Origin of the sequence: Psychrobacter pacificensis (genome assembly GCF_900101915.1) — a bacterium.
In the GTDB taxonomy this organism is placed as follows: Bacteria; Pseudomonadota; Gammaproteobacteria; order Pseudomonadales; family Moraxellaceae; genus Psychrobacter; species Psychrobacter pacificensis.
Genome location: NZ_FNAL01000008.1, coordinates 50,935 through 73,520 on the forward strand (window position 1 = coordinate 50,935; position 22,586 = coordinate 73,520).

At 45.7% G+C, this 22,586-nt stretch carries 19 protein-coding genes and 1 riboswitch; of the genes, 14 read left to right on the forward strand and 5 right to left on the reverse strand.

Annotated elements, in window-relative coordinates; translation table 11 throughout:
- Window positions 1-30: 30 nt before the first annotated feature.
- Window positions 31-879 carry a hypothetical protein gene (locus BLR43_RS06530; protein WP_093069739.1) on the forward strand — a complete coding sequence of 283 codons (849 nt, stop codon included), beginning with the start codon at window positions 31-33 and terminating at the stop codon, window positions 877-879.
- Window positions 880-1,056: 177 nt separating this feature from the next.
- On the forward strand, window positions 1,057-1,947 hold the full coding sequence (locus BLR43_RS06535; RefSeq protein WP_093069741.1) for a fructose bisphosphate aldolase: 891 nt from the start codon (window positions 1,057-1,059) through the stop codon (window positions 1,945-1,947).
- A gap of 74 nt (window positions 1,948-2,021) precedes the next feature.
- Here BLR43_RS06535 and thiC read toward each other — a convergent pair whose 3' ends face one another.
- A complete protein-coding gene (thiC, locus tag BLR43_RS06540; RefSeq protein WP_227674202.1) occupies window positions 2,022-4,148 on the reverse strand; it encodes a phosphomethylpyrimidine synthase ThiC in 2,127 nt (708 codons plus the stop codon).
- Between the two features lie 246 nt (window positions 4,149-4,394).
- Window positions 4,395-4,550: riboswitch (TPP riboswitch) on the reverse strand.
- 292 nt (window positions 4,551-4,842) lie between these two features.
- Here thiC and pstS point away from each other — a divergent pair.
- The 5 genes from pstS (at window position 4,843) to phoU (ending at window position 10,035) form a co-directional block, all read left to right on the forward strand.
- Window positions 4,843-6,015, forward strand: coding sequence for a phosphate ABC transporter substrate-binding protein PstS (pstS, locus tag BLR43_RS06545; protein ID WP_093069744.1), 1,173 nt, complete (start codon window positions 4,843-4,845; stop codon window positions 6,013-6,015).
- A gap of 219 nt (window positions 6,016-6,234) precedes the next feature.
- Complete coding sequence (gene pstC / locus BLR43_RS06550; RefSeq protein ID WP_093069746.1) at window positions 6,235-7,188, forward strand: phosphate ABC transporter permease subunit PstC; 954 nt, start codon at window positions 6,235-6,237, stop codon at window positions 7,186-7,188.
- Window positions 7,189-7,341: 153 nt separating this feature from the next.
- Window positions 7,342-8,154 (forward strand): phosphate ABC transporter permease PstA, encoded by an 813-nt coding sequence (pstA, locus tag BLR43_RS06555; protein WP_379542906.1) that lies wholly within the window; start codon window positions 7,342-7,344, stop codon window positions 8,152-8,154.
- A gap of 77 nt (window positions 8,155-8,231) precedes the next feature.
- Window positions 8,232-9,152: a phosphate ABC transporter ATP-binding protein PstB gene (pstB, locus tag BLR43_RS06560; protein ID WP_093069748.1), complete on the forward strand. Its 921-nt coding sequence runs from the start codon at window positions 8,232-8,234 to the stop codon at window positions 9,150-9,152.
- Window positions 9,153-9,252: 100 nt separating this feature from the next.
- On the forward strand, window positions 9,253-10,035 hold the full coding sequence (phoU, locus tag BLR43_RS06565) for a phosphate signaling complex protein PhoU (protein WP_093069751.1): 783 nt from the start codon (window positions 9,253-9,255) through the stop codon (window positions 10,033-10,035).
- Between the two features lie 83 nt (window positions 10,036-10,118).
- Here the strand turns inward: phoU and BLR43_RS06570 are convergent, their stop codons facing one another.
- Window positions 10,119-10,409: an oxidative damage protection protein gene (locus tag BLR43_RS06570; protein ID WP_071002583.1), complete on the reverse strand. Its 291-nt coding sequence runs from the start codon at window positions 10,407-10,409 to the stop codon at window positions 10,119-10,121.
- Between the two features lie 573 nt (window positions 10,410-10,982).
- Window positions 10,983-12,356, reverse strand: a complete 1,374-nt coding sequence (gene argH, locus BLR43_RS06575) for an argininosuccinate lyase (RefSeq protein ID WP_071003720.1) — start codon at window positions 12,354-12,356, stop codon at window positions 10,983-10,985.
- Between the two features lie 239 nt (window positions 12,357-12,595).
- Here argH and BLR43_RS06580 point away from each other — a divergent pair, with 239 nt between their 5' ends.
- The 6 genes from BLR43_RS06580 (at window position 12,596) to BLR43_RS06605 (ending at window position 18,716) form a co-directional block, all read left to right on the forward strand.
- The gene (locus BLR43_RS06580) at window positions 12,596-13,621 is read left to right on the forward strand and encodes a histidine kinase (protein WP_244265485.1); all 1,026 of its coding nucleotides are present in this window, start codon (window positions 12,596-12,598) and stop codon (window positions 13,619-13,621) included.
- A gap of 259 nt (window positions 13,622-13,880) precedes the next feature.
- Window positions 13,881-14,618 carry a LytR/AlgR family response regulator transcription factor gene (locus tag BLR43_RS06585; protein WP_093069756.1) on the forward strand — a complete coding sequence of 246 codons (738 nt, stop codon included), beginning with the start codon at window positions 13,881-13,883 and terminating at the stop codon, window positions 14,616-14,618.
- A gap of 204 nt (window positions 14,619-14,822) precedes the next feature.
- Window positions 14,823-15,866, forward strand: coding sequence for a hydroxymethylbilane synthase (gene hemC / locus BLR43_RS06590; RefSeq protein WP_093069759.1), 1,044 nt, complete (start codon window positions 14,823-14,825; stop codon window positions 15,864-15,866).
- A gap of 95 nt (window positions 15,867-15,961) precedes the next feature.
- Window positions 15,962-16,951, forward strand: a complete 990-nt coding sequence (locus BLR43_RS06595; protein ID WP_093069761.1) for a uroporphyrinogen-III synthase — start codon at window positions 15,962-15,964, stop codon at window positions 16,949-16,951.
- A gap of 185 nt (window positions 16,952-17,136) precedes the next feature.
- Complete coding sequence (locus BLR43_RS06600; protein WP_071002578.1) at window positions 17,137-18,174, forward strand: hypothetical protein; 1,038 nt, start codon at window positions 17,137-17,139, stop codon at window positions 18,172-18,174.
- Window positions 18,175-18,227: 53 nt separating this feature from the next.
- Window positions 18,228-18,716 carry an acyl-CoA thioesterase gene (locus BLR43_RS06605; RefSeq protein ID WP_083499576.1) on the forward strand — a complete coding sequence of 163 codons (489 nt, stop codon included), beginning with the start codon at window positions 18,228-18,230 and terminating at the stop codon, window positions 18,714-18,716.
- A gap of 132 nt (window positions 18,717-18,848) precedes the next feature.
- Here the strand turns inward: BLR43_RS06605 and ribBA are convergent, their stop codons facing one another.
- A complete protein-coding gene (gene ribBA / locus BLR43_RS06610; protein WP_093069764.1) occupies window positions 18,849-19,961 on the reverse strand; it encodes a bifunctional 3,4-dihydroxy-2-butanone-4-phosphate synthase/GTP cyclohydrolase II in 1,113 nt (370 codons plus the stop codon).
- Window positions 19,962-20,271: 310 nt separating this feature from the next.
- On the reverse strand, window positions 20,272-21,561 hold the full coding sequence (locus BLR43_RS06615; protein ID WP_093069766.1) for a replication-associated recombination protein A: 1,290 nt from the start codon (window positions 21,559-21,561) through the stop codon (window positions 20,272-20,274).
- 423 nt (window positions 21,562-21,984) lie between these two features.
- Between BLR43_RS06615 and BLR43_RS06620 the strand changes: the two genes are divergently transcribed.
- Window positions 21,985-22,518, forward strand: coding sequence for a type IV secretion protein Rhs (locus BLR43_RS06620; protein WP_093069769.1), 534 nt, complete (start codon window positions 21,985-21,987; stop codon window positions 22,516-22,518).
- The last annotated feature ends 68 nt before the right edge of the window (window positions 22,519-22,586 follow it).

The window sequence follows — 22,586 nt, forward strand, 5'->3', positions numbered from 1 at the left end:
CCAGTACTAGGGTTCAAAAGGTAGGCCTTAATGATGTATCTAACCATTGCGGTGCTGTGTAGCGTCGCTGTTTCAGTGCTTTTAAAAATACTACGCCAAAAGAAAATGGATATTCGTCAGACCATTGTCGCAGGTTATCCCGTCGCTTTTTTACTGACTTGGCTTTTATTGAAGCCTGATGTCGGCGCCATACATGCGCTAGATAGTGCTTGGGGTATTATCATTGCACTTGGCATTTTACTCCCATCAGTATTTATTATTCTTGGACGTGCTATTGAGGCGGTGGGAATGGTGGCAACGGATGCCTCCCAGCGCTTATCACTTATTATTCCGATCATTGCCGCTTTTTTGCTATTTGGTGAGGTGCTGACAGGTACGCGTGTGCTGGGGTTGGTACTTGGCTTTTTGGCACTAGGAGCACTGGTTTATCGACCACAGCAGACAGATACCCCTAAGCAAAAAAAATACACACCGCTGTGGTTATTCGGTGTATGGACGGGTTACGGCATCATCGATATCTTGTTTAAGCAGGTTGCCAAGCAGGGTACTGCTTTTCCGTTGACACTGTTTGTGAGCTTTGGCGTCGCAGGTTTATTATTACTCGTCTATCTGCTCGTCACTCGGGTGCGCTGGCAGGCAGACGCCCTTGTCGCTGGATTGCTACTTGGCGCGCTCAACATGGGTAATATTTATGCTTATATCAGAGCCCATCAAATGCTCTCCGATTCACCCAGTATTGTGTTTACGGGGATGAACGTGGGTGTCATCGCAGTCGCCACATTGATCGGAGTGGGCGCGTTTAAAGAACGACTCAATCGCATCAATTTGGTGGGGCTGCTACTCGCAGTATGCTGTGTGGGCGTCTTATTTTTGGCGTGAGATATGTTGTCCAAGGAAGGATAAAGTAGAATTTTTAGCAAAGTTGTCACGTTTTCTATATAGGCATACTTATCATCCTATGATAAGGTCATCTACAAATAGCAGACCTTATATAGGTGATAGAAAGCTTGATTTATAATGTTTAATTTCACTCAATAAAAATAGGATGTACTTTCAATGGAATACGACAATCAGTTGCAGCGCATAAAAAACGGTTCAGGGTTTATCGCTGCGCTCGACCAAAGTGGTGGCAGCACACCAAAGGCTTTAGAGAATTACGGCATCAGCGGCGATGAGTATGAGAATGATGAGGCCATGTTTGATTTGGTGCATGAGATGCGTGCCCGTATCATGACGTGCGACTGTTTTGACAATGAGCGTGTGCTTGGTGCGATCTTATTTGAAGATACCATGGAGCGTGACGTCAATGGTAAGTCGACCGCCAACTATTTGTGGGAAGACAAGCAAATCGTTCCATTCTTGAAGGTAGATAAAGGTTTGGCGGAGCAGATGAGCGGCGTCCAAGTCATGAAGCCGATGCCTAATCTAGACCTGTTGCTAGATAAAGCCAAGAACTATCCAATATTTGGTACCAAGATGCGCTCAGTCATTTATGAGCCAAATGTCGATGGTATTGAGCTCGTTGTACAGCAGCAGTTTGATGTGGCCAAGCAAATCATCTCAAAAGGCTTGATGCCAATCGTTGAGCCAGAGGTCAATATTGATAGTGCCCAAAAACATGATTGCGAAGTGCTATTAAAAACCAATATTTTGCGTAATCTGGAACGCCTAAATGACGAACAGCAAGTGATGCTCAAGCTGACATTGCCTGAAGAAGCAGGATTTTATCAGGAACTGGTTGACCATCCAAAAGTGCTCAAAGTCGTGGCGCTATCTGGTGGTTATAGTCGCACTGATGCGTGCGCGAAGCTCAAACAAAACCCCGGTATGATTGCCAGCTTCTCGCGCGCCTTTACCGAAGGGTTGAGTAAGCAGCAAAGCGATGAAGAGTTTGCCGATACCATTAATACGTCGATTGAGGAGATTTATCAGGCGTCGAAGGTTTGATATTACTAAATACATAAACTAAAAAAGCCCAAACCTGATAGTCAGGTTTGGGCTTTTTTATTATAGTAAAAAGCTTATACCTCTTTGTATAACTGGCGTCCTTCCTTGTTGTATTTTTCCATCATCTCAGCCATGCCTTGACGGACTTCTTCAGCACTGGCTTCGCCTACTTGTCCGACCAGTTCTGTATCGACTTTTTTGATCAAATGATCATCATCGCTCAAGTCGCCTGATTGCGGCGTCACTTTTTGGTTGGTGGCATCTTTGCCCAGTCCTGCTGCATACTCACGCACGTTTTGCGTGATTTTCATGGAGCAAAACTTCGGACCACACATAGAGCAAAAGTGTGCCGATTTATGCGCATCTTTTGGCAAGGTCTCATCGTGATATTCGCGCGCGGTATCAGGGTCGAGCGCCAGATTGAACTGATCATCCCAGCGGAATTCAAAGCGCGCTTTGGATAGCGCATTATCACGCGCCTGCGCACCGGGGTGACCTTTGGCAAGGTCGGCGGCGTGTGCAGCGATTTTATAGGTAATAATGCCGTCTTTGACGTCTTTTTTGTTTGGTAGCCCTAAGTGCTCTTTTGGTGTGACATAGCACAGCATCGCGGTACCAAACCAGCCAATCATCGCCGCACCAATCGCACTGGTGATATGGTCATAACCCGGGGCGATGTCAGTCGTTAATGGGCCCAAGGTATAGAAAGGCGCGTCCGCACACAGATCAAGCTGCAAATCCATGTTTTCTTTGATACGGTTCATCGCCACGTGTCCAGGGCCTTCAATCATCACCTGTACGTCGTGCTCCCATGCCACTTTGGTCAATTCTCCAAGGGTGCGTAGCTCGCCGAACTGCGCTTCATCATTGGCATCTTGCAAGCAGCCAGGACGTAGACCGTCACCTAGACTGAACGCCACATCGTATTGCTTCATAATCTCGCAGATATCTTCAAAATGCGTGTATAAAAAGCTCTCTTTATGATGTGCCAGACACCACTGCGCCATGATAGAGCCACCGCGTGAGACGATACCTGTCAAACGCTTTGCGGTGAGCGGTACATAGCGGAGCAGGACGCCTGCGTGAATGGTAAAGTAATCCACACCTTGTTCGGCTTGCTCGATCAGGGTATCACGAAATATTTCCCACGTCAGATCTTCAGCGACGCCATCGACTTTTTCTAAGGCTTGATAAATCGGTACGGTACCAATCGGCACAGGAGAGTTACGGATTAGCCATTCACGAGTTTCATGAATGTGATTGCCCGTCGATAAATCCATGATGGTATCCGCGCCCCAACGCGTGGCCCATGTCATTTTGGAGACTTCTTCATCAATCGATGAGCCGAGCGCTGAGTTGCCGATATTGGCATTGATTTTTACCAAAAAGTTGCGCCCGATGATCATTGGCTCAGATTCAGGGTGGTTGATGTTGTTGGGGATAATTGCGCGTCCAGCGGCTACTTCATCACGGACAAACTCAGGGGTGATAATTTTGGGCGTGTTGGCACCAAAGCTCTCGCCATCATGTTGGCGCATGTCGGTCAGCTCGTGCTGCTTTTGCGTCTCACGTATCGCGATATATTCCATCTCAGGGGTAATGATGCCGCGACGCGCGTAGTACATCTGCGTGACGTTTTTCCCTGCTTTGGCACGGCGCGGTTTGTCAATATGGGCAAACCTGAGGTTGGCAGTACTGATGTCACGAGCACGCGCTTGCCCGTACGAGCTAGACAGACCGCTTAGTTGCTCGGTATCACCGCGCTCAGCGATCCAGTTTTCACGCAGTTTGGGTAGACCGCGGGTCAGATCAATCTCGACATTGGGGTCAGTGTACACACCTGAGGTATCGTACACATAAAAAGGCGGATTGTGCTCGCCATCCTTATCACCCGTGCCGCCAACTGGCGTATCCGTTAAGCTGATTTCACGCATCGGTACTTGAATATCAGGCCGTGAGCCTTCGATATAGACTTTGCGCGAGGCGGGTAGGATACGGTGTAAGTCGCGCGCGTCTTCTTCAAAGCGTGCATCACTGGCGGCGCGGTGGGCAGGCGTTTTTAGTGCGTCGGCTTTTTTATCGGCTTTGGTGTCTGATACGAGAGGTATGTTATTGGCTGGGTTGTGCGTTTGGACTTGTGATGCCGCTGAGGCACTGTCTAAAGAGGCACTGTCAAAAGAGCTGCTGTTTGAAATAGTCATATGCTGTCCTAGCGTGTTGGTTTTTGAATAAAAGCAACACCGCCAGTAGCTGCGGGGCAAACACTCGTCATTCAGACAAATTTATATTATCAACACCTAACAGCGAGCAAAGAAATTGTCGCGGTTAATGGTCATCAAATAGTGGACGCCGCTTTCTATCTTCTCTCATTATCTACGTATGCGACGTGCATCGTTAGACAATAGCGATGATAAAAAAGTATTTCTACGCGTCCGTTGTCATCAATAACAACGTGCTTAAGACTTCCCTGCGTCGGTACTAACCGCATCAGGTTCGGCGGGTGATCTCTCAGCGAATGTAGATAGGTGGCTACTTTTATCAATGTTCAACTATAAACGTTTAATAAAGTAGGCCAATGCTACACCGCACCCCGAGTCTGTCAGTGTTGTAAATCTTCTTCATACTAACAAAATTCTGCGTTAACGGCTAATGGAATTTGGATGAAAATATCAGGCGCTTATTTTGCTATTTAGCATGGATACAAAGAACAGGAGTTATTGATAGTAATTAAAATTCCTTGATATTACTGATACTTAGAGGCGATGGCCAAATATTGTGTAAAGCGAATGCAGGATTTGAGAGGTTGTCATTAAACTGTCATAAAGATTTGGCAAGATAACGCTCATATCACAAACAATGCTTTTTTATATCGTTGTTAAACTTCAGGAGTCCTACATGCGTTATTCGTTATTAGCAGTGGCCGTTAGTTGTACATTAATGCTTACGGCGTGTAATAAGTCAACAGAAACGGCAGAACCAGCTGCTGATACGACCAGTAGCGCCGCTACCACGGCTGAAACCACCACTCAGACTCAGGCAACGCCTTCTGCTGACACGGGTTTCAAATCTGCTGAAAACATCGCCATGAATATCACAGGTGCAGGCGCATCATTCCCGCAGCCGATCTATGCCAAATGGTCTTCTGACTATAACGCTGCCACAGGTGGCCAAGTCAACTATCAATCTATTGGTTCATCTGGTGGTATCAAACAAATCCAATCAAAAACCGTCGATTTTGGTGCTTCTGATGCGCCATTGACACCTGAAGAGCTTGAAGAGTCTGGTCTTATCCAGTTCCCAACCGTGATTGGTGGCGTTGTGCCAATCGTTAACATCGATGGCGTTGAGCCAGGTCAGTTGAAGCTAGATGGTGAAACCTTAGCCAATATCTATCTGGGTAAAATCAATAACTGGAATGATCCTGCGATCAAAGCCATGAACCCAGATTTGACTTTGCCAGATTCCGCCATCACCACAGTATTCCGCTCAGACGGTTCAGGTACGACGTTTAACTTTACCGATTATCTCGCCAAGGTATCACCAGATTGGAAAGACAGCGTTGGGGTTGATAAAACGGTCAAGTGGCCAACCTCTGCGACTGGTGCAGGTGGTAAAGGTAATGAGGGCGTCTCAAGCTACGTCAACCGCATGAAAAACTCTATCGGCTATGTGGAGTATGCCTACGCCAAGCAAAACAACATGTCACATGCCGCGCTTAAAAATGCCGCGGGCAATATCGTGCAGCCATCTGCTGAAACCTTTGCCGCCGCTGGTGACATCGATTGGTCACAACAAGAAGGCTTTTATAAAGTCATCACCAACTCTGAGACGGATCAAGCATGGCCAATCGCTGCTGCTACTTTCATCTTAGTACACAAGCAACCAGAGAACCCTCAGCAAGTCGCTGGCGTGTTGAACTTCTTTGACTGGGCGTATACCCAAGGTGATGATGATGCCATGGCGCTAGACTATGTCCCATTCTCTGATACAGCAGTGGCTCTATTCAAAGAGAAATGGAATGAGGTCAAAGGTAGCGATGGACAGCCTGTTTATAAGCCAGCGCAATAAACGATCTGTACAAGCTGCTGCTTAATGACTTTTTGATTTCCTCTTAAGCCACTATTCTCCGGTAGTGGTTTGAGAGGTTTTATCACAGCAAATTTGACCAAAACACTAATCGCTATATTTCACGATAACCATTAGTACGGATACAAGTTGCGTTTGCTGTCATAAAACGAAATGAACACCCTGGTTTTTTGAATTCACCCATTCAATGCTGAGACACTTATGACAGACTTAAGGTCCCAACTGGCTAAACAAAAACGTTACGACGCTTTATTTGTCAACTCTACCAAAGCGTTTGCCATACTCGTCCTCCTATCGTTAGGAGGCATTTTGGTGTCTCTTATTGTTGGGGCGTGGCCGAGTATCCAAGAGTTTGGTCTGGGGTTTTATAGCAGTAATAATTGGGATACGGTTGCCAATGAGTACGGGGCACTCGCGCCTATTTATGGCACCTTGGTGACGTCATTTATCGCGATTGTTATCGCTGTACCAGTCAGTTTTGGTATTGCGATATTTTTGACCGAAATGTGTCCAAAGTTCCTCAAAAAACCGCTTGGTATTGCCATTGAGCTGTTGGCAGGTATTCCTTCTATCATTTATGGGATGTGGGGCTTGTTTGTCTTTGCGCCTTTCTTTGGTGAGCACATTCAGCCATGGTTTATTGAGCATGTGGGCCCGCTACCTATCATCGGCAAGCTATTTACAGGCGCACCCATGGGACTAGGGATGTTTACCGCGTCCTTGGTACTTGCCATCATGATTATCCCTTTTATCGCCGCCACCATGCGTGATGTTTTCTCTGTGGTGCCAGATCTACTCAAAGAGTCGGCCTACGGTATGGGTGCGACGACGTGGGAAGTGATGTTCAAGATTATCTTGCCTTATACCAAAGCGGGTGTCGTTGGCGGCGTGATTTTGGGACTGGGTCGTGCGCTCGGTGAGACCATGGCAGTGACTTTCTTGATCGGTAATGCGTTCAATATCAGCCCAAGTCTATTTACTTCTGGTGTGACCATCACCTCAGCATTGGCCAATGAGTTTGCCGAAGCGTCAAGTGAGCTGCATCTAGCGTCTTTACTGCATCTGGGCTTAATCTTGTTTATCATCACCTTCATCGTGCTGTCGCTGGCCAAACTGATGCTCATGCGCATGGATCACAAAGCAGGTAACCGATAAGCCTAAGCATGGTTATTGGATCTCGATTGATATTGATAAAAGATATGGGAAATAAATAGTATGGCTGCTAACAATGCGATGAATGCGCCCATGACCACCAAACCAAGCAGCGTGGGGCGTTACAACAAAAGTCTGTACAACAAACGTCGCTGGATGAATAAGCTGGGTTTGGGGTTTGCCATGACAGCCATGGTGTTTGGCTTATTTTGGTTATCATGGATCTTGGTGACGCTGTTTATTGAAGGCTTCCAAGGTATGGTGCAGCTGCCAATTTTTACCGCTGACACGCCGCCGCCGATGAGCCCAGGTGGTTTGCGCAATGCGATCGTGGGTTCTGCCATGCTGGCGTTTTCAGGATTGTTCATCGGTGCACCCATCGGGCTTATGACTGGCATTTATTTGTCTGAGTTTTCTAGAGGCAGTATGCTTGGCCAAGTGACGCGTTTCTTGAACGATATTTTATTATCGGCACCATCCATTGTCATTGGTCTGTTTATATATGCTTTAATGGTCAAGGGTCAAAATTTCTCTGGTTGGGCAGGCGCATTAGCATTGGCATTGATTGTCATTCCAGTCGTCGTACGTACCACAGAGAATATGCTGAATCTGGTGCCCAATAGCTTGCGCGAAGCGGCTTATGCACTTGGCACGCCCAAGTGGAAAATGGTGACGCAAGTGACTATCAAAGCTGCCAAAGCGGGACTGACGACAGGGGTACTTTTGGCTTTTGCTCGTATCACTGGTGAGACGGCGCCATTGCTATTTACCGCCCTCAATAATCAGTATTTCAGTACCGATATGGGTCAGCCAATTGCCAACTTACCCAATACCATCTATCAGTTTGCGATGAGTCCTTATGATAACTGGCACACACTGGCATGGGCAGCCGCGCTACTGATCACAGCGTCGGTCTTGGTATTGAATATTTTGGCAAGATTTATTGGCAATCGCGGTCAGGTCAAATAAAGACAGATATCGCTGCAAAAATACCAAGTATTTACTTATATTTATACGAAATACACTAAGCTAGGTTGGATAATATTATGAATGATGTCGTAAGCAAAGCCCGCACAGAAACAACGGCTGATCGCTTTAACAGTACAACAGACAGCTTGTTAAATAGGACCACGTCTCATAGTGCGCAATCGCAGCAACCCAATACTGCTGACTTCACCAAGCAAAGTATTCATGATATGCCCAAAAACATGCCCAAAGCAAAAATGGAAGTCCGCGATCTTAACTTCTACTACGATGATTTTCAGGCATTAAAAAACATCAATATCGATATCGCAGAAAAGAAAGTAACGGCGTTCATTGGTCCATCAGGTTGCGGCAAATCGACGCTGCTACGTACCTTTAACCGCATGTATGATCTGTATCCAGGAATGCGTGCAGAGGGCGCTATCAACCTTGATGGGCGCAATATTTTGGGCAAAGACATCGATGTCAACTTGCTACGCGCGCAGGTCGGTATGGTATTTCAAAAGCCAACCCCGTTTCCCATGTCGATCTATGACAATGTTGCCTTTGGTGTCAAACTCTATGAGAAGCTCAGCAAAGACGAGCTAGATCATCGCGTGGAGTGGGCACTAAAAAAATCGGCGCTATGGCCAGAAGTGAAAGACAAACTAAAAGCATCCGGCCTGTCGCTATCAGGTGGTCAGCAGCAGCGTCTGTGTATCGCCCGTAGTGTCGCAACCAAGCCTGAAGTATTGCTGCTCGATGAGCCAACGTCTGCGCTTGACCCTATCTCGACGAGCGCTATCGAAGATCTGATAGAAGATCTCAAAAATGACTATACCATCGCCATTGTTACCCACAACATGCTGCAAGCGGCGCGGGTATCAGACTATACCGTCTATATGTATCTAGGCGATATGATCGAGATGGGTGAGACTGATCAGATCTTTACCAAACCTACCCAAACTGCAACAGAAGATTATATTACTGGTCGCTATGGTTAGGGCCGATTAATTAGTACTGAAGAGCTAATACTGAAGTTGGGTCGTTTCACTCAACCAGCATATCGCGCTACTAAAATATAGATTTCAGGGAATACCTCTCATGCAAAGTGATAAGCATATCTCCAAAAGTTTTGACCAAGATCTTGATGAAGCCATCCGTCTGTTTTTGTACATGGGTGATAGTGCTGCCAACCAAGTAGCCAAAGCCATTCATGCACTTATCGATAAAGACGAGACACTGGCTCAAGAGGTCATCGAGATGGATTTTGATATCAACCGCATGGAGGTTGAGCTCGATGAACATATTTTATTGTTGGTTGCTAAGCGTCAACCTGCCGCAGGAGATTTGCGTTTAGTCATGTCGATCAGTAAAGGCGTGGTAGATTTGGAGCGTATTGGTGATGAGGCGGTAAAAATCGCGAAAATGGCAAACAGAATCGCGGCACAAGGCAAATCGTCTTACGGTTATGCTGAGGTACAGCATTTGAGCAATCAGGTAAGACTGATGCTTAACAACGCACTAGAAGCCTTTAGTCAATCAAATGCTGAGCAGGCGTTTGAGGTCATGCGCAATGACAGTGTGGTCAATAACGAATATCAATCTGCCATTCGCGCGTTGATGACCTATATCATGGAAGACTCAAGACAAGTCTCAAAGGTTATCAATATCATGTGGATTTTGCGCTCGCTTGAACGTATCGGCGATCATGCGCAAAACGTGGCGGAGCTGGTCATCAACTATATCAGTGGTCAAGATGTACGCCATTCAGACTATGCCATGGTCGAAAAAGCAGTGCAAGAAGCCAATGATCGTCTGGCTGCTCGTCAAGTGAGCACGATGTCAGTCGACGACTACGAAGCTTTAGAAAGTAATGACGACTAATAACGCAGGCAAAATAGTCTTCTTACGTAAAAAACGCGCTTACTATAGCGCGTTTTTTATGGGCGTAATGCAGTGGTCTCAGCCTAGCTTTCTGGCGTCCAGCCTTGAGCGCGCTCATAGTCTTCATTATCCAAGAACTTATCACGTTGCTCGGTCAAGAATTTTTTAGCTTCAGGATCCATCATGCTCAAATGATTCTCATTGATAAGCATGGTTTGATGTTCTAGCCACTCTTTCCATGCCTTGTCAGAGACTGTGTCTTGTAGCTCTTGGCCTTTTTTGTTAGGGAAGGGCGGATGCGGCATTTTTGGTAGTTCTTGCTTGTATTTGCGGCAAAACACGGTATTGTCTTGGGGATTAAAAGTCTCAGTCATCAGGTGTTCCTTATTTATCATATTAGGCCATGCCATCAATTAGCCCATTAAATCATTTAGCGGTCTTAAAATGGCTACATCTTGTCAAACATCGTCAAAAACTTTGTGAATATACCGATATTCTCTGCAGTTTTTTCCTTGTTTGACTACCATTTATCTTATTTTAAGCCTCGCTATCTAAATGATGATATGCCCTAGCAGGCAAATTAAATAATCATATGAGCCTATGATAACGCTCTTGGTCAATTTAGCAAAGGGTATCTCGTGTCTGTTATTAAACAGACACAAATCTATAAGGTGTTATCAGCACGTCTTGCCTTTATTCTGATTTATCGTTTCATATCAGATAGACAAAGAAAGCGCGAAAAAAGGGCGGGTAGCTGATAGTAAGTTATAGTTAATTCAGTTTAAAAGAGATATAAGACAACCGAGCGCAGATGTAACTGTGATACTGCAAGTGAGGTTAACGCTATAGCTCTTTTATAGGGGATTGACTATAAATAAAAAACACCCGCATCAATAGCGGGTGTCAGATGTAGCGCGGTCAGTTCACTTATGCTTAAAACGATATGATCAAGCAAAGGCTTTTAAACGAGCGCGGCCATTGATTACGGCTTGCTTGACTTGGTTTGGCGCAGTACCGCCCAGGTGGTCACGAGCTGCTAGTGAGCCCTCTAGCGTGAGATAGTCAAAGACATCCTCACCGATGGCATCGCTGAATTGCTGTAGTTGTGCCAAGGATAAGTCACTGAGATCAACGCCTTCTTTAATGCCTAGTGCAACCGCATTACCCACCACTTCATGCGCATCACGGAATGCAACGCCTTGACGTACCAGATAATCGGCTAAGTCGGTAGCAGTAGCATAGCCTTTCATTGTCGCAGCGCGCATACTTTCTTTGTTTGGGACAATGTTGGGCAGCATATCAGCAAAGGCAAGTAGAGAGCCTGTTAGCGTGTCGACACAGTCAAACAAAGGCTCTTTGTCTTCTTGGTTGTCTTTGTTGTAGGCGAGTGGCTGGCTTTTCATCAGGCTGAGTAATGTCATTAGCTGACCAAAGACACGTGCCGCTTTACCGCGTACCAATTCTGGCACGTCAGGGTTTTTCTTCTGCGGCATGATCGATGAGCCAGTACAGAAACGATCCGGTATCTGCACAAAGTTGAACTGCGCTGACATCCACAGAATAATCTCTTCACTCATACGTGACATGTGCATCATCAAAATAGAAGCGGCGGAGGTGAACTCAATCGCAAAATCACGATCTGAGACGGCATCGAGCGAGTTTTGACAAATACCTTCAAAACCCAATAGCTCAGCGGTGATAGTACGATCAATCGGGAACGTCGTGCCAGCGAGTGCGGCACTACCAAGGGGCATCTGATTGATACGGCGGCGGGCGTCAATCAAACGTTCGGTATCGCGATACAACATCTCAAACCACGCCATTACATGGTGACCAAAGCTGACAGGCTGGGCGGTTTGTAAATGCGTAAAACCAGGCATAATAGTATCGGTATGTTGGTCAGCCAGGTCAAGCAAGCCACTTTGTAAGCGTATGAGCAGCTCGATAATATTATCGATCTCTTCACGTAACCACAAACGAATGTCGGTCGCGACCTGATCGTTACGGCTACGACCCGTGTGTAGTTTTTTGCCAACAGCGCCTATAATATCAGTGAGGCGTGATTCGACATTCATGTGCACGTCTTCGAGGGCGATTGACCAGCTAAACTCACCTGCTTCGATCTCGCGTAATACTTGATGAAGACCGTCGATAATGGTGGCCACTTCATCAGCAGTCAAGATATCGCATTCTTTGAGCATCGTTGCATGGGCAATCGATCCTTGAATATCGTGACGAGCAAAGCGTTGGTCGAAGCCGACAGAGGCGGTAAAGGCAGCCACGAAGCTGTCCGTCGCTTCACTGAAGCGTCCACCCCACATCTGCTGGCCCTGAGTGCTGGTAGGGCTGTTTTGTGCATCTTTGTTTGTTACTGAGACATTCGTGCTAGAATCAGAAGCAGATGAATTTTTACTTGATTCAGGATTACTAAGGTTTGAAGAATTGGCGTTCATATTGGTACAAGACAAGTCAAGAGAGTAAGAACTCAAGTATAGCAAATGATGAGGTTGCCTTACTAGCTACGCGCTTAGAGTTTTTTATTCCAAAACTCATGGAGATCATGAGGCCTTTGCAGTGGCTGACATATATTGCTCTTTGGTCACTGTTTCTCACAGTGATTGAGCGGCATGGTCTGTCCAGTTGGTCGGACTTTATCATCAATCTTGTTGCGCGAACCATACAAAACGGTTTGACCGTTATACCTGTATTATATTTGGTAGATTATCTGCGCCCTGTCTTCAAAAATGCCAGCATTCCGAGTGTGAGTGTGCGTATCGTCATGCTGATGATGTTTGCCGCGACGGTTTCTATGGCTTTAGTCGTTTTGGTTTTGATTAATATGGGTTTGATGGAATATGATCGTCAAGCTTTTATGACCAATCTGTTTTTCAATACCGTACTGACGGGCGGTTTTACCATTGTATTTTTATTATACTTTTTGCGTAGCTACCGTGAGCTTAATGCGCTCAAGCTATCGTTTGAATACAAATTGACCGCACAGAATGACTTAATAAAAACTCGCACCGCCCCGCACTTTTTCTTTAATACCATCAACACACTGGTCTCACTCATTGAGTCCAATCCGTCAAAAGCCTCTGCTTTATTACAAAACGTTTCGGTCTTATATCGTGCCAGTTTTAGCGGCGAACGTGAGATTAGCTTTGAAGAAGAAGTTGCGCTGTGTGAGCATTATCTAGCGATCGAGTCTAGCCGTTTGGCAGACAAACTCGAGGTCCATTGGGATTTGCCTGATGAAGATATTATGTATGATATGGTGATTACGGCGTTAACCTTACAAAGCGTACTGGAGAAAATGCTACTCAACGTGGTTGAGATGACCACTGAAACCATCCATTTTAATATTAAAGTCACTTGGGAGCAGCACAGAGTAGCTATTCAGATCGACGTGGAACTTCCTACAAAGACCTTAATCATTAACCATGATTTGCGTCAGCATATGGATTTTTATATTCAAGCGGATCGATTACGTGCGTACTTTGGTCAAAGTGCTGATATCCAAAGCACAGTGACTGGTAACCACATCACTACCATTATTGACTATCCCTTACAAGACGTCAGTTTATAATCTTTCCTCTTTTACCGTTTTTTATGATGTTCTCAGACACTATATTTTTATTATAAGATGTTGTGGCATATTTATTGCATCGTCTTTTATATCTATGTCTTTTATATCTATATGGTTATTGCGATTTTTATCTGGCAATTATTGACAATGAGTGGTTACTATCAAAAATATGATGCAGAAAATTTTACCATATTGAACTGACCAGTACATTCGTCATACCATCGAAACATATTCAGTAGAGTTTGGGGTGGGAGTTTATATGCGTATCGTAGTTTGTGATGATGAGCCTTTAGCGCGTGAGCGTTTGGTCAGAATCGTACAGGAATCAGGTCATGAGGTGGTTGCTCAAGCTACCACAGGGGCAGAAGCGATTGTCGCTGTAAAAACTCAGCAGCCTGACATTATATTATTAGACATTCGCATGCCTGAGATGGATGGGGTGCGCTGTGCCCAAGAGCTGGACAAACTTGATCATCCACCAGCCATTATATTTGTCACCGCTTACGATCATTATGCGATAGCGGCACTAAAAGCCAATGCAATTGGTTATCTGTTGAAACCGGCAAACAAAGACGAGCTATTAGAAGCACTGAACAAAGCAAAAAACCTAAACGCGGCGCAATTGAACGAAATTCGCAAGCTTGCAAATCCAGCGGCGCGTCCGATACGCGAGCATATTGCTGCTCGTACCCATCGCGGGGTCGAATTGATTAAGCTCAAAGATATCTATTATTTTGCGGCAGATCAAAAATACGTCAAAGTACGTCACAAAGATGGTATGGTATTGATTGATGAGACCCTAAAAGAGCTAGAGCGAGAGTTTGATGATCGTTTGTTCCGTGTGCATCGCAACGCTATTATCAATCTGAATTTTTTAGACTTTTTAGAAACCCTAGACGCTGGACAATATCAGATACGTTTTAAAGAAATCGATGAGACGTTAGCCGTGAGTCGTCGTCATCTGCCAGCCTTACGTGACAAAATCCAAAGCATGTAATAGGATGTTTTCAGAGCGACATAATCATCCCATATCATCAAACCCTTATTTATGCTTAAATAGGGGTATTTTTTTGCGCCAGCATTTACTATCTCTGATGTGAGTCGACCATTTTTTGTGGCAAGTTTTCCTAATCGCTTAGCACCAACTTAGCACTGACATTGTAGCATTTAGATTATAGTACCGAATTTATTGAGGCCCTTTATGAGCAATCTGCAGCAACCTGCTTTGACTACCTTAACCATCGCCACGCGACAGAGTCCTTTGGCTCTATGGCAAGCGGAGCATATTCGTGATCGCTTACTGGCGCTCTATCCTGAGTTGACAATTGAGTTACTAAAAATTGTCACTAAGGGTGACAAGATTTTGGACACACCTTTGGCCAAAATTGGCGGTAAGGGTTTATTTGTCAAAGAGCTCGAGCAAGCATTGTATAACAAGCAAGCAGATATTGCGGTACATTCGCTAAAGGACGTACCGATGCAGCTGCCTGAAGGCTTGACGCTGGGTGTCTATTGCAAGCGTGCTTCACCAACTGATGCTTTTGTCTCAAATACTTATAATAGTATTGATGAATTGCCGCAAGGTGCAGTTGTTGGGACTTCAAGTTTGCGCCGTCAGTGTCAGATCAAAGCCTACCGCCCAGATCTACAGATCAAAACCTTGCGCGGCAATGTCGGTACGCGTTTAGGCAAGCTAGATGCTGGTGAGTACGATGCCATTATCTTGGCGACCAGTGGCTTGCAGCGTATCGAATTAGATGAGCGCATTCGCGGACAGCTAGATATTGATGCCTGTTTGCCTGCCGTTGGTCAAGGTGCGTTAGCCATTGAATGCCGTGAAGGTGATGACGAGGTGTTGAAATTACTAGCGCCACTGAACGATGATAAAGCGCGTATTCGCCTTATCGCTGAGCGTGCGCTTAACCGTCACTTGCAGGGTGGCTGCCAAGTCCCGATTGCAGCCTACGCAGTGTTGCAGAGGGCTGATGAAACCAGTGCGAATAACGATGACAATGGTGAAAACGGCAACAACGGCAACAACGATAACGGTAATGTGTTGTGGTTACGTGGTCGAGTGGGTCAAGCGGATGGTAGTAAGCTGTTAAAAGCAGAAAAGCGAGTGACATTGGTTGGTACACAAGACGAGCAAGAGTCGCAGGCAAATCAGCTCGGTATTGATGTTGCCAATATACTACTTGCTGATGGTGCAGGGGCTATCTTGTCAGCGATTTATCACGCTGAGTAACGTATTCACTTTGTCATACTGAGTCATTGATCCACATATCCACTGTTTGGTCGATGATTCAGTCCATTCTACAAGCCTTTTGTCGTGGTACATCTATGTCATCAACGTCAACTAAAGCTAGGTCTACTCATAAAAATCAATCCACTGATGGGTCGGTGCCAAAAATTGTCATCAATACACGGCCGATAGCACGCGCTGCGCCATTGACGAATCATTTGCGAGCAGCAGGGTTCACGGTGGCTGAGATACCGATGTTGACGTTGCAGCCGCGCCCAACGACTGGCGATGACCTAGCATTGATGCGTGCGTGGCTAGCAGGTGAATATAAGGCTCTGGTCGTCATAAGTCCAACGGCGGCCACTTCTGGGTTGAATGTTTGGCAGTCGCTTGTGTACAGTGAGCATGACGATAGTAGTTATGCGCAACCGGACAATAAAGCAGCCAACATAGCTTCTGAAGCTTTGGTAGCCCCAAGTCAAATCATTGCAGTGGGTCAAGCAACCGCTACGGCATTGACCCAATCCAATATAGACTCGGCAAACTACCAAGTACGACAGCCTGAAGTTGCCAATAATGAAGGTATGCTAGCAATGCCTGAGATAGAGCGTTTACAGGCGGGTGATAAGCTTTTGATATGGCGCGGACTGGGCGGGCGACGATTATTGGTCGATACTTTACAAGCACGCGGTGTACATATCGATAGTATTGCGTGGTATAAGCGTACAATGCCTACCGAGGCAATGACTCAGTATCAGCAGTGGCAAAAAGATTTTTTTGTATGTAATCAAACGACAAATACAACACCAAAGCAAGCAAAACCTATCGTCGTCGTGAGTAGTGGCGTTGCTTTTGAGCATTGGACGAGCATCGTCCAAGGTGCAAGAGAAAAAATGTCAGAACCAAAACGTAGTAATGACATAATGACTGATGCAAGAGATAATTTGCCACTCACGCTAGCAGACTTTTCTTATGTCGTATTGGGTGAGCGCTTAGCAAATATGGTTGCAGCGCAGCGCTTGAGCTATTGGCGCGTAGAGGATTTGGCGCCAGACACCATTCTTTCAGCCATCACTACCAATACTTAGACTTAGGGCGTGTCCCTATTTTAAAAATGGTGATAAAAATGAGATAAATCACAGGCAAACAGCGTCAAAGATTTAGCCATTTTTAGTCCATTTAGTGACAAACGTTTGAATTGGGGACATGCCCTAATTTTATAATTTCTATTTGATTTAAATATGTTTATACCTACCCATCACGGTACTGTCTTATGCCAATGAATTCTGAGTCTTTATCTAAGGATCCTTCTGCTATACAGCAGCGTCGGCAAGCAAATATCTTGCTGCTGCGGATGCAGTGGTTGGTCATTTTGCTGCTTATCGCGGCATTACTCTGGCTCTATATTAGTCAGCAGCGTTTTCAGCACAGTGTCAATGAGCGGTTGCAGAGCAATGAGCAGGTTGTCAGTCGTCTAAATGAGATGGACGATCGTTTATTTGCCATGAGTCAGCAGACATTGCCAGAGCCTAGAATCAAAGCCAGTAGCCAAGCGCAAAACCAGCTGGATTTACTACGTATTCAAATAAAAGCCGCTGACAGATTGCTAGCAGACAACAATGATAGTGCCGCGATCGAGTTGTTGCGAGGTTTGCATTGGCAATTGGCACAAAGTAGCAACGAGATTGCACCTGCATTGACCGTCGTAATCAAGCAAAGTTTGCTTAAAGACATCGAGCGATTACAAGCGCAAAGCTCACAACCTAGCCCCTGGCAAATACAAAATCTTGCGATTCAAAACATCCAAGAGTTTTTGCACAGTCATGAGCGCCTTGGGAGTTACGAGGGTACTGATATCCAGCGCCGAGAGCTTGTCGATGCAGCAACCAAAGATGCGTCATCGCAATCAGCAACGACTGGGTCTGCTGATAAGTCATCTCGTAACGAGGTGACATTGACGCGTAGACAACTGACGATTCATGAAGTCATCATGACGTTGAATCTGGCGAGCCAAGCGAGCAATATGCGCGAGCAGGATCAACTGATCAATTATTTGACCCAAGCGCGCAAACAGCTAAAAACCTTACTACCTAAATCATCGGTTAGCAATGGCAAAAACTCCGCGCAAGTTGGCGCCATTGGCATTGCTCCATCCGACAAAAAGCCAAAGGGTACGGACAACAACCTAGAGACCATGCAGTCGCCAAATGATATACCAGAGGTCATTGCCTGGTTTGACCAACTGATTGTCAATGCTCCTAAGCCAACACCCTTGTTAACCACACAGATTTTGGATAAGCCACAACCTTAATCGATACGGTTCGAAACAGCTATATATAGACAACATGAGACACAAGGTAAGTTATGACCAATATGAGTGAAAAGCCAGATTTTATGTCTGAGGTAGCAATTGATCGACCTGAAGTACTGGCGCATTACCCAGTGATTCATTATCAGCCGATTCATTGGGGTGAGATGGATGCCTTTAATCATTTAAATAACGTGGTGTATTATCGTTATTCTGAGTCAGCGCGCATTGGTTATTTACATGCGTTAGATATGTTCGATGGCAGTATGGTCACCGTCTTGGCACAGTCGAGCTGCCAGTATTTGCACCCAGTGACCTATCCTGATACTTTGTTATTGGGCGTTCGCTGTCAGCGTCTGGGCAATACCAGTATTGCGATGGAATATAGCTACTATAGTACAGCACAAAACAAAATCGTTGCCACCGCTGATGCCGTCGTAGTGCGTCTCGATAGTGATGGGAAAGGTAAGTTACCGTGGACAGCAGAAGAACGTGCGCGCTTACTGGCATTAGAGGCGAAATTTGGTCATACCCCTGAATATTAGAATAGGCTTTAGCTGCGTTGATGACCTATCTCGGATAGTGTTATATAACCATCAAAAATAAAAAAGGCACGCTAACATTATCGTAGCGTGCCTTTTTTCATGAATTTTCTCAGGCCATTTTCCAAGTAGATTTTAGCTCTCTTGCGGTGCGTGCACAAAATCCACCACATTGAGATCAAAACCTGATAACGCATAAAACTTCATGGGCGATGACAGTAGACGCATATCACGGACGCCTAAATGACGTAATATCTGTGCACCAACGCCGATACTGCGATAAGGCTGCTGGGTGATGGTCGATTGTGACTCATTGTCCAAGGCTTTATCTAATGCATCCCCTAGATCGACCGGTTGATGATTGCCGACCCAAACCAACACACCGCGCTCTGAGGCGCTAATCTCTTCTAGCGCTGATTGGACGCTCCAGCCACTACGACCAGTCATATCATTTTTGGCGGCAAATAAATCACGCAGTGGGTGGAAACCGTGGACACGTACGGTACTCACACCTTCGCTCACATCTCCTTTTACCAAGGCGATATGAGTTTCTTCAGCGCCGAACTCGCGGAAACGGTGCAAGGTAAAAGTGCCATGTTCTGTTTCAAAAGGACGAGTTTCGATTTCCTCTACCGTTTGCTCATTGGCGATGCGGTAGTTGATGAGATCAGCAATGGTGCCTATCTTGATGTTATGCTCTTTGGCAAATATCTCAAGATCATCGCGACGTGCCATGGTGCCATCAGCGTTGATGATTTCTACAATCACCGCAGCAGGCTCCAGTCCCGCTAGGCGAGCCAAGTCGCACCCTGCTTCTGTGTGGCCTGCACGGTGTAGAACGCCGCCGTTTTGTGCCATGATAGGGAAAATATGTCCAGGCTGCACGATGTCTTCTGGTTTGGCTGCCGAAGATACAGCGGCTTGAATGGTGCGCGCGCGGTCAGCCGCTGAGATACCTGTGGTCACGCCTTCAGCCGCCTCAATCGATACTGTAAAGTTGGTGCTAAATTTTGCCTCGTTACGATCTGACATCAGCGGCAATGCCAATTGCTGGCAACGCACTTGTGATAGCGTTAAGCATACCAAGCCGCGCGCGTGGGTAATCATAAAGTTAATGTCTTCAGGACGAACATGGGTCGCCGCCATGATGATATCGCCTTCGTTTTCGCGGTCTTCATCATCCATCAAGATGACCATTTTTCCAGCACGAATGTCTTCGATAATCTCAGGAATCGTATTTAAACTCATAGTAAATCTCAATATTTTATTATTAATAAATATGTGTGGTTTGTAATATAAAGGGTTGTCGGCTCATTGTAGCAGTAGTTGGTAACACGTGCTGTTGCCGTTGAGCAAATCGTTTGATCATCGTAGCAACCAAATATGAAAATGTTTCATGATTCTTATTCATCATGACGATAGGTATTTTAACGGTTTTTGCCTCAGCGTGCTGACCCAAAGCTGAACTATAACGCTTAGTCTTTTAAAAACAGGGTTCAGTTTTGCCAATAGTATATGCAACTAACTTTCAAACCTTTTGATCCAGTGGGTCAATAGATCAGTCGTTACTGGCCGCTTGGCTTTTTAGCCACGCCATAAACTGCTTGCTATGCTGTTCTCGCTGGTTATCGGCAAACTCATAAAAGCTCGTGCCTGCTAAGTTTTCTGGCAAATAGCTTTGAGGGTAGTAGTGATTGGGATAATCATGCGGGTAAGCATACCCTTGACCATAGCCTTGATTGCGCATCAATTTGGTCACGCCATTGCGCAGATGTAGTGGTACTGGCGAGGCGTCTTTTTCTGCCAACGCCATCGCTGCATTGATCGCTTTATACGTGCTGTTACTCTTTGCACTGGTGGCTAAATAGACCACCACTTGCCCTAGGATAATACGCGCTTCTGGCATACCGATGGATTGCACACTGCGCAGGGCTGCATCAGCGAGGAGTAGGGCGTTTGGATTGGCATTGCCGATATCTTCACTGGCTAAGATTACCAATCTGCGCGCGATAAAATCGGCAGGCTCACCGCCAACGAGCATCCGCGCCATCCAGTACAGCGCCGCATCAGGGTCGGAGCCACGTACTGATTTAATCATGGCTGAGATAATATCGTAATGCTGCTCACCGTCTTTGTCATAACGTACCAGCGCCGTTTGTGCGACGCGAGCGACCAGCGCATCATCGATGATAAGCGGCGATTGTCTGGTATCCGCCGTTTGTATAGCCAGCTCTAGTAGATTAAGCGCCTTTCTGGCATCGCCATGCGCCAGTTTGCTAATGGTGTCTTGTGCCTGCAAGTCGATGGTGAGCTTTTTGAGTACATGGTCCTCCAAGAGTGCCCGCTGTAATACCGCACTGATTTGCTCAGGCGTTAATGGCTCTAAACGATACACTTGGCAACGTGATAAGAGCGCGTTATTCACACTAAACGACGGATTCTCTGTCGTGGCGCCGATTAGGGTGATATCACCAGACTCTACCGCGCCCAATAATGCATCTTGCTGCGCCTTATTAAACCGATGAATCTCATCGATAAAGACCACTGGTGACTCAAATGCCAGTGAGTCTTTACTATCCAATACCTCGCGTAACTGCTTAACCCCAGTATTCAATGCAGAAAGCGCATGGAAAGGTCGATTGACCGCATCCGCCAATAGCATTGCGATGGTCGTCTTACCGATACCTGCTTCGCCGTGCAAAATAATAGAGGGCAGATGCCCTTGTTCGACCAAACGCCGTAAAGGTGCGCCAGTGGCCAAAAGATGCTCTTGACCAATAATAGCCGCGAGAGAAGCAGGGCGCATACGCTGAGCAAGAGGGGTGTCGGCATGAAAGTTAGGCGGCATAAGGTTCTCTATTGAAAAATTAAAAAACGGTCTATTGGCTAAAGTGGTGGCCATTGAGAGATTTTATAGTAAAATCTAAATAACGACATACTCGTCTATAGTTATCATTTCTATTGAAGTGAAAAGCGTTTGTTTGCTTGGCATGATTCTCGCAGCAACTTTACTATGACAATGAGTAAATGAGTATTAGACATCAGCAGTCAAAGTAGGCTAATTTATAAGTAGGGTACTTGCTATAAACAATACACGCTAGGCTAACGCAAAAACATGTTAATGAAAGCTAACGAAGCGTATAGCTTATGTCCCCAGCACTTTATTTTTAATCATTCATCCTTACTAACGGTTCAATGGTAACGATCAGAATGGTTGACCAAACACCATTTATTATCACTGCCCTAACAAATATAAGGTATTACATTGACGATGTCTGGACAACCTCTCAAGCGTTTGTTGAATCGATATTCACGCAGCAGCGTAAAAAAGCAGCAGTCGCGTTGTCTGACAATTGGCGAGATAGCACTGGCACGCTCAGTGTTCGGTGACAGTATCAGATTAGATGAAGTGCGACTAAAAACCACTTGGTGGGTTCTCAAAAGTTATGCGGTGAGTCCGAATGGTCATATTTACTTTAATCCAGCCGATTGGATCACAGATTTTAGTGTGGCCTCGTTGGGCAAGCAAAGCTGGCTCATCCATGAGCTCACCCATGTGTGGCAGTTACAGCAAGGCTTGAAAGTGGTACGCGGTGCCCTTATCGATCGGCGATATGATTATGTGCTAGAGACGGGTAAGTCCTTTTTTAAATACGGTATCGAGCAGCAGGCGCGAATGGTTCAAGATTATTTTGTGCGCCGTCAAAAAGGACAGGATTGTCAGGATTTAGAAGCCTGTATACCATTTTTGACAGTAAACGCCATGACTGACAAAAAACGCGCCAACAGCAATTTTACTATTTAAACTGCCTCATAGTAAGCGAAAAGCCTACGTGCATCACCATTTTAGCTTTTTATATTTTAGCCTTATTA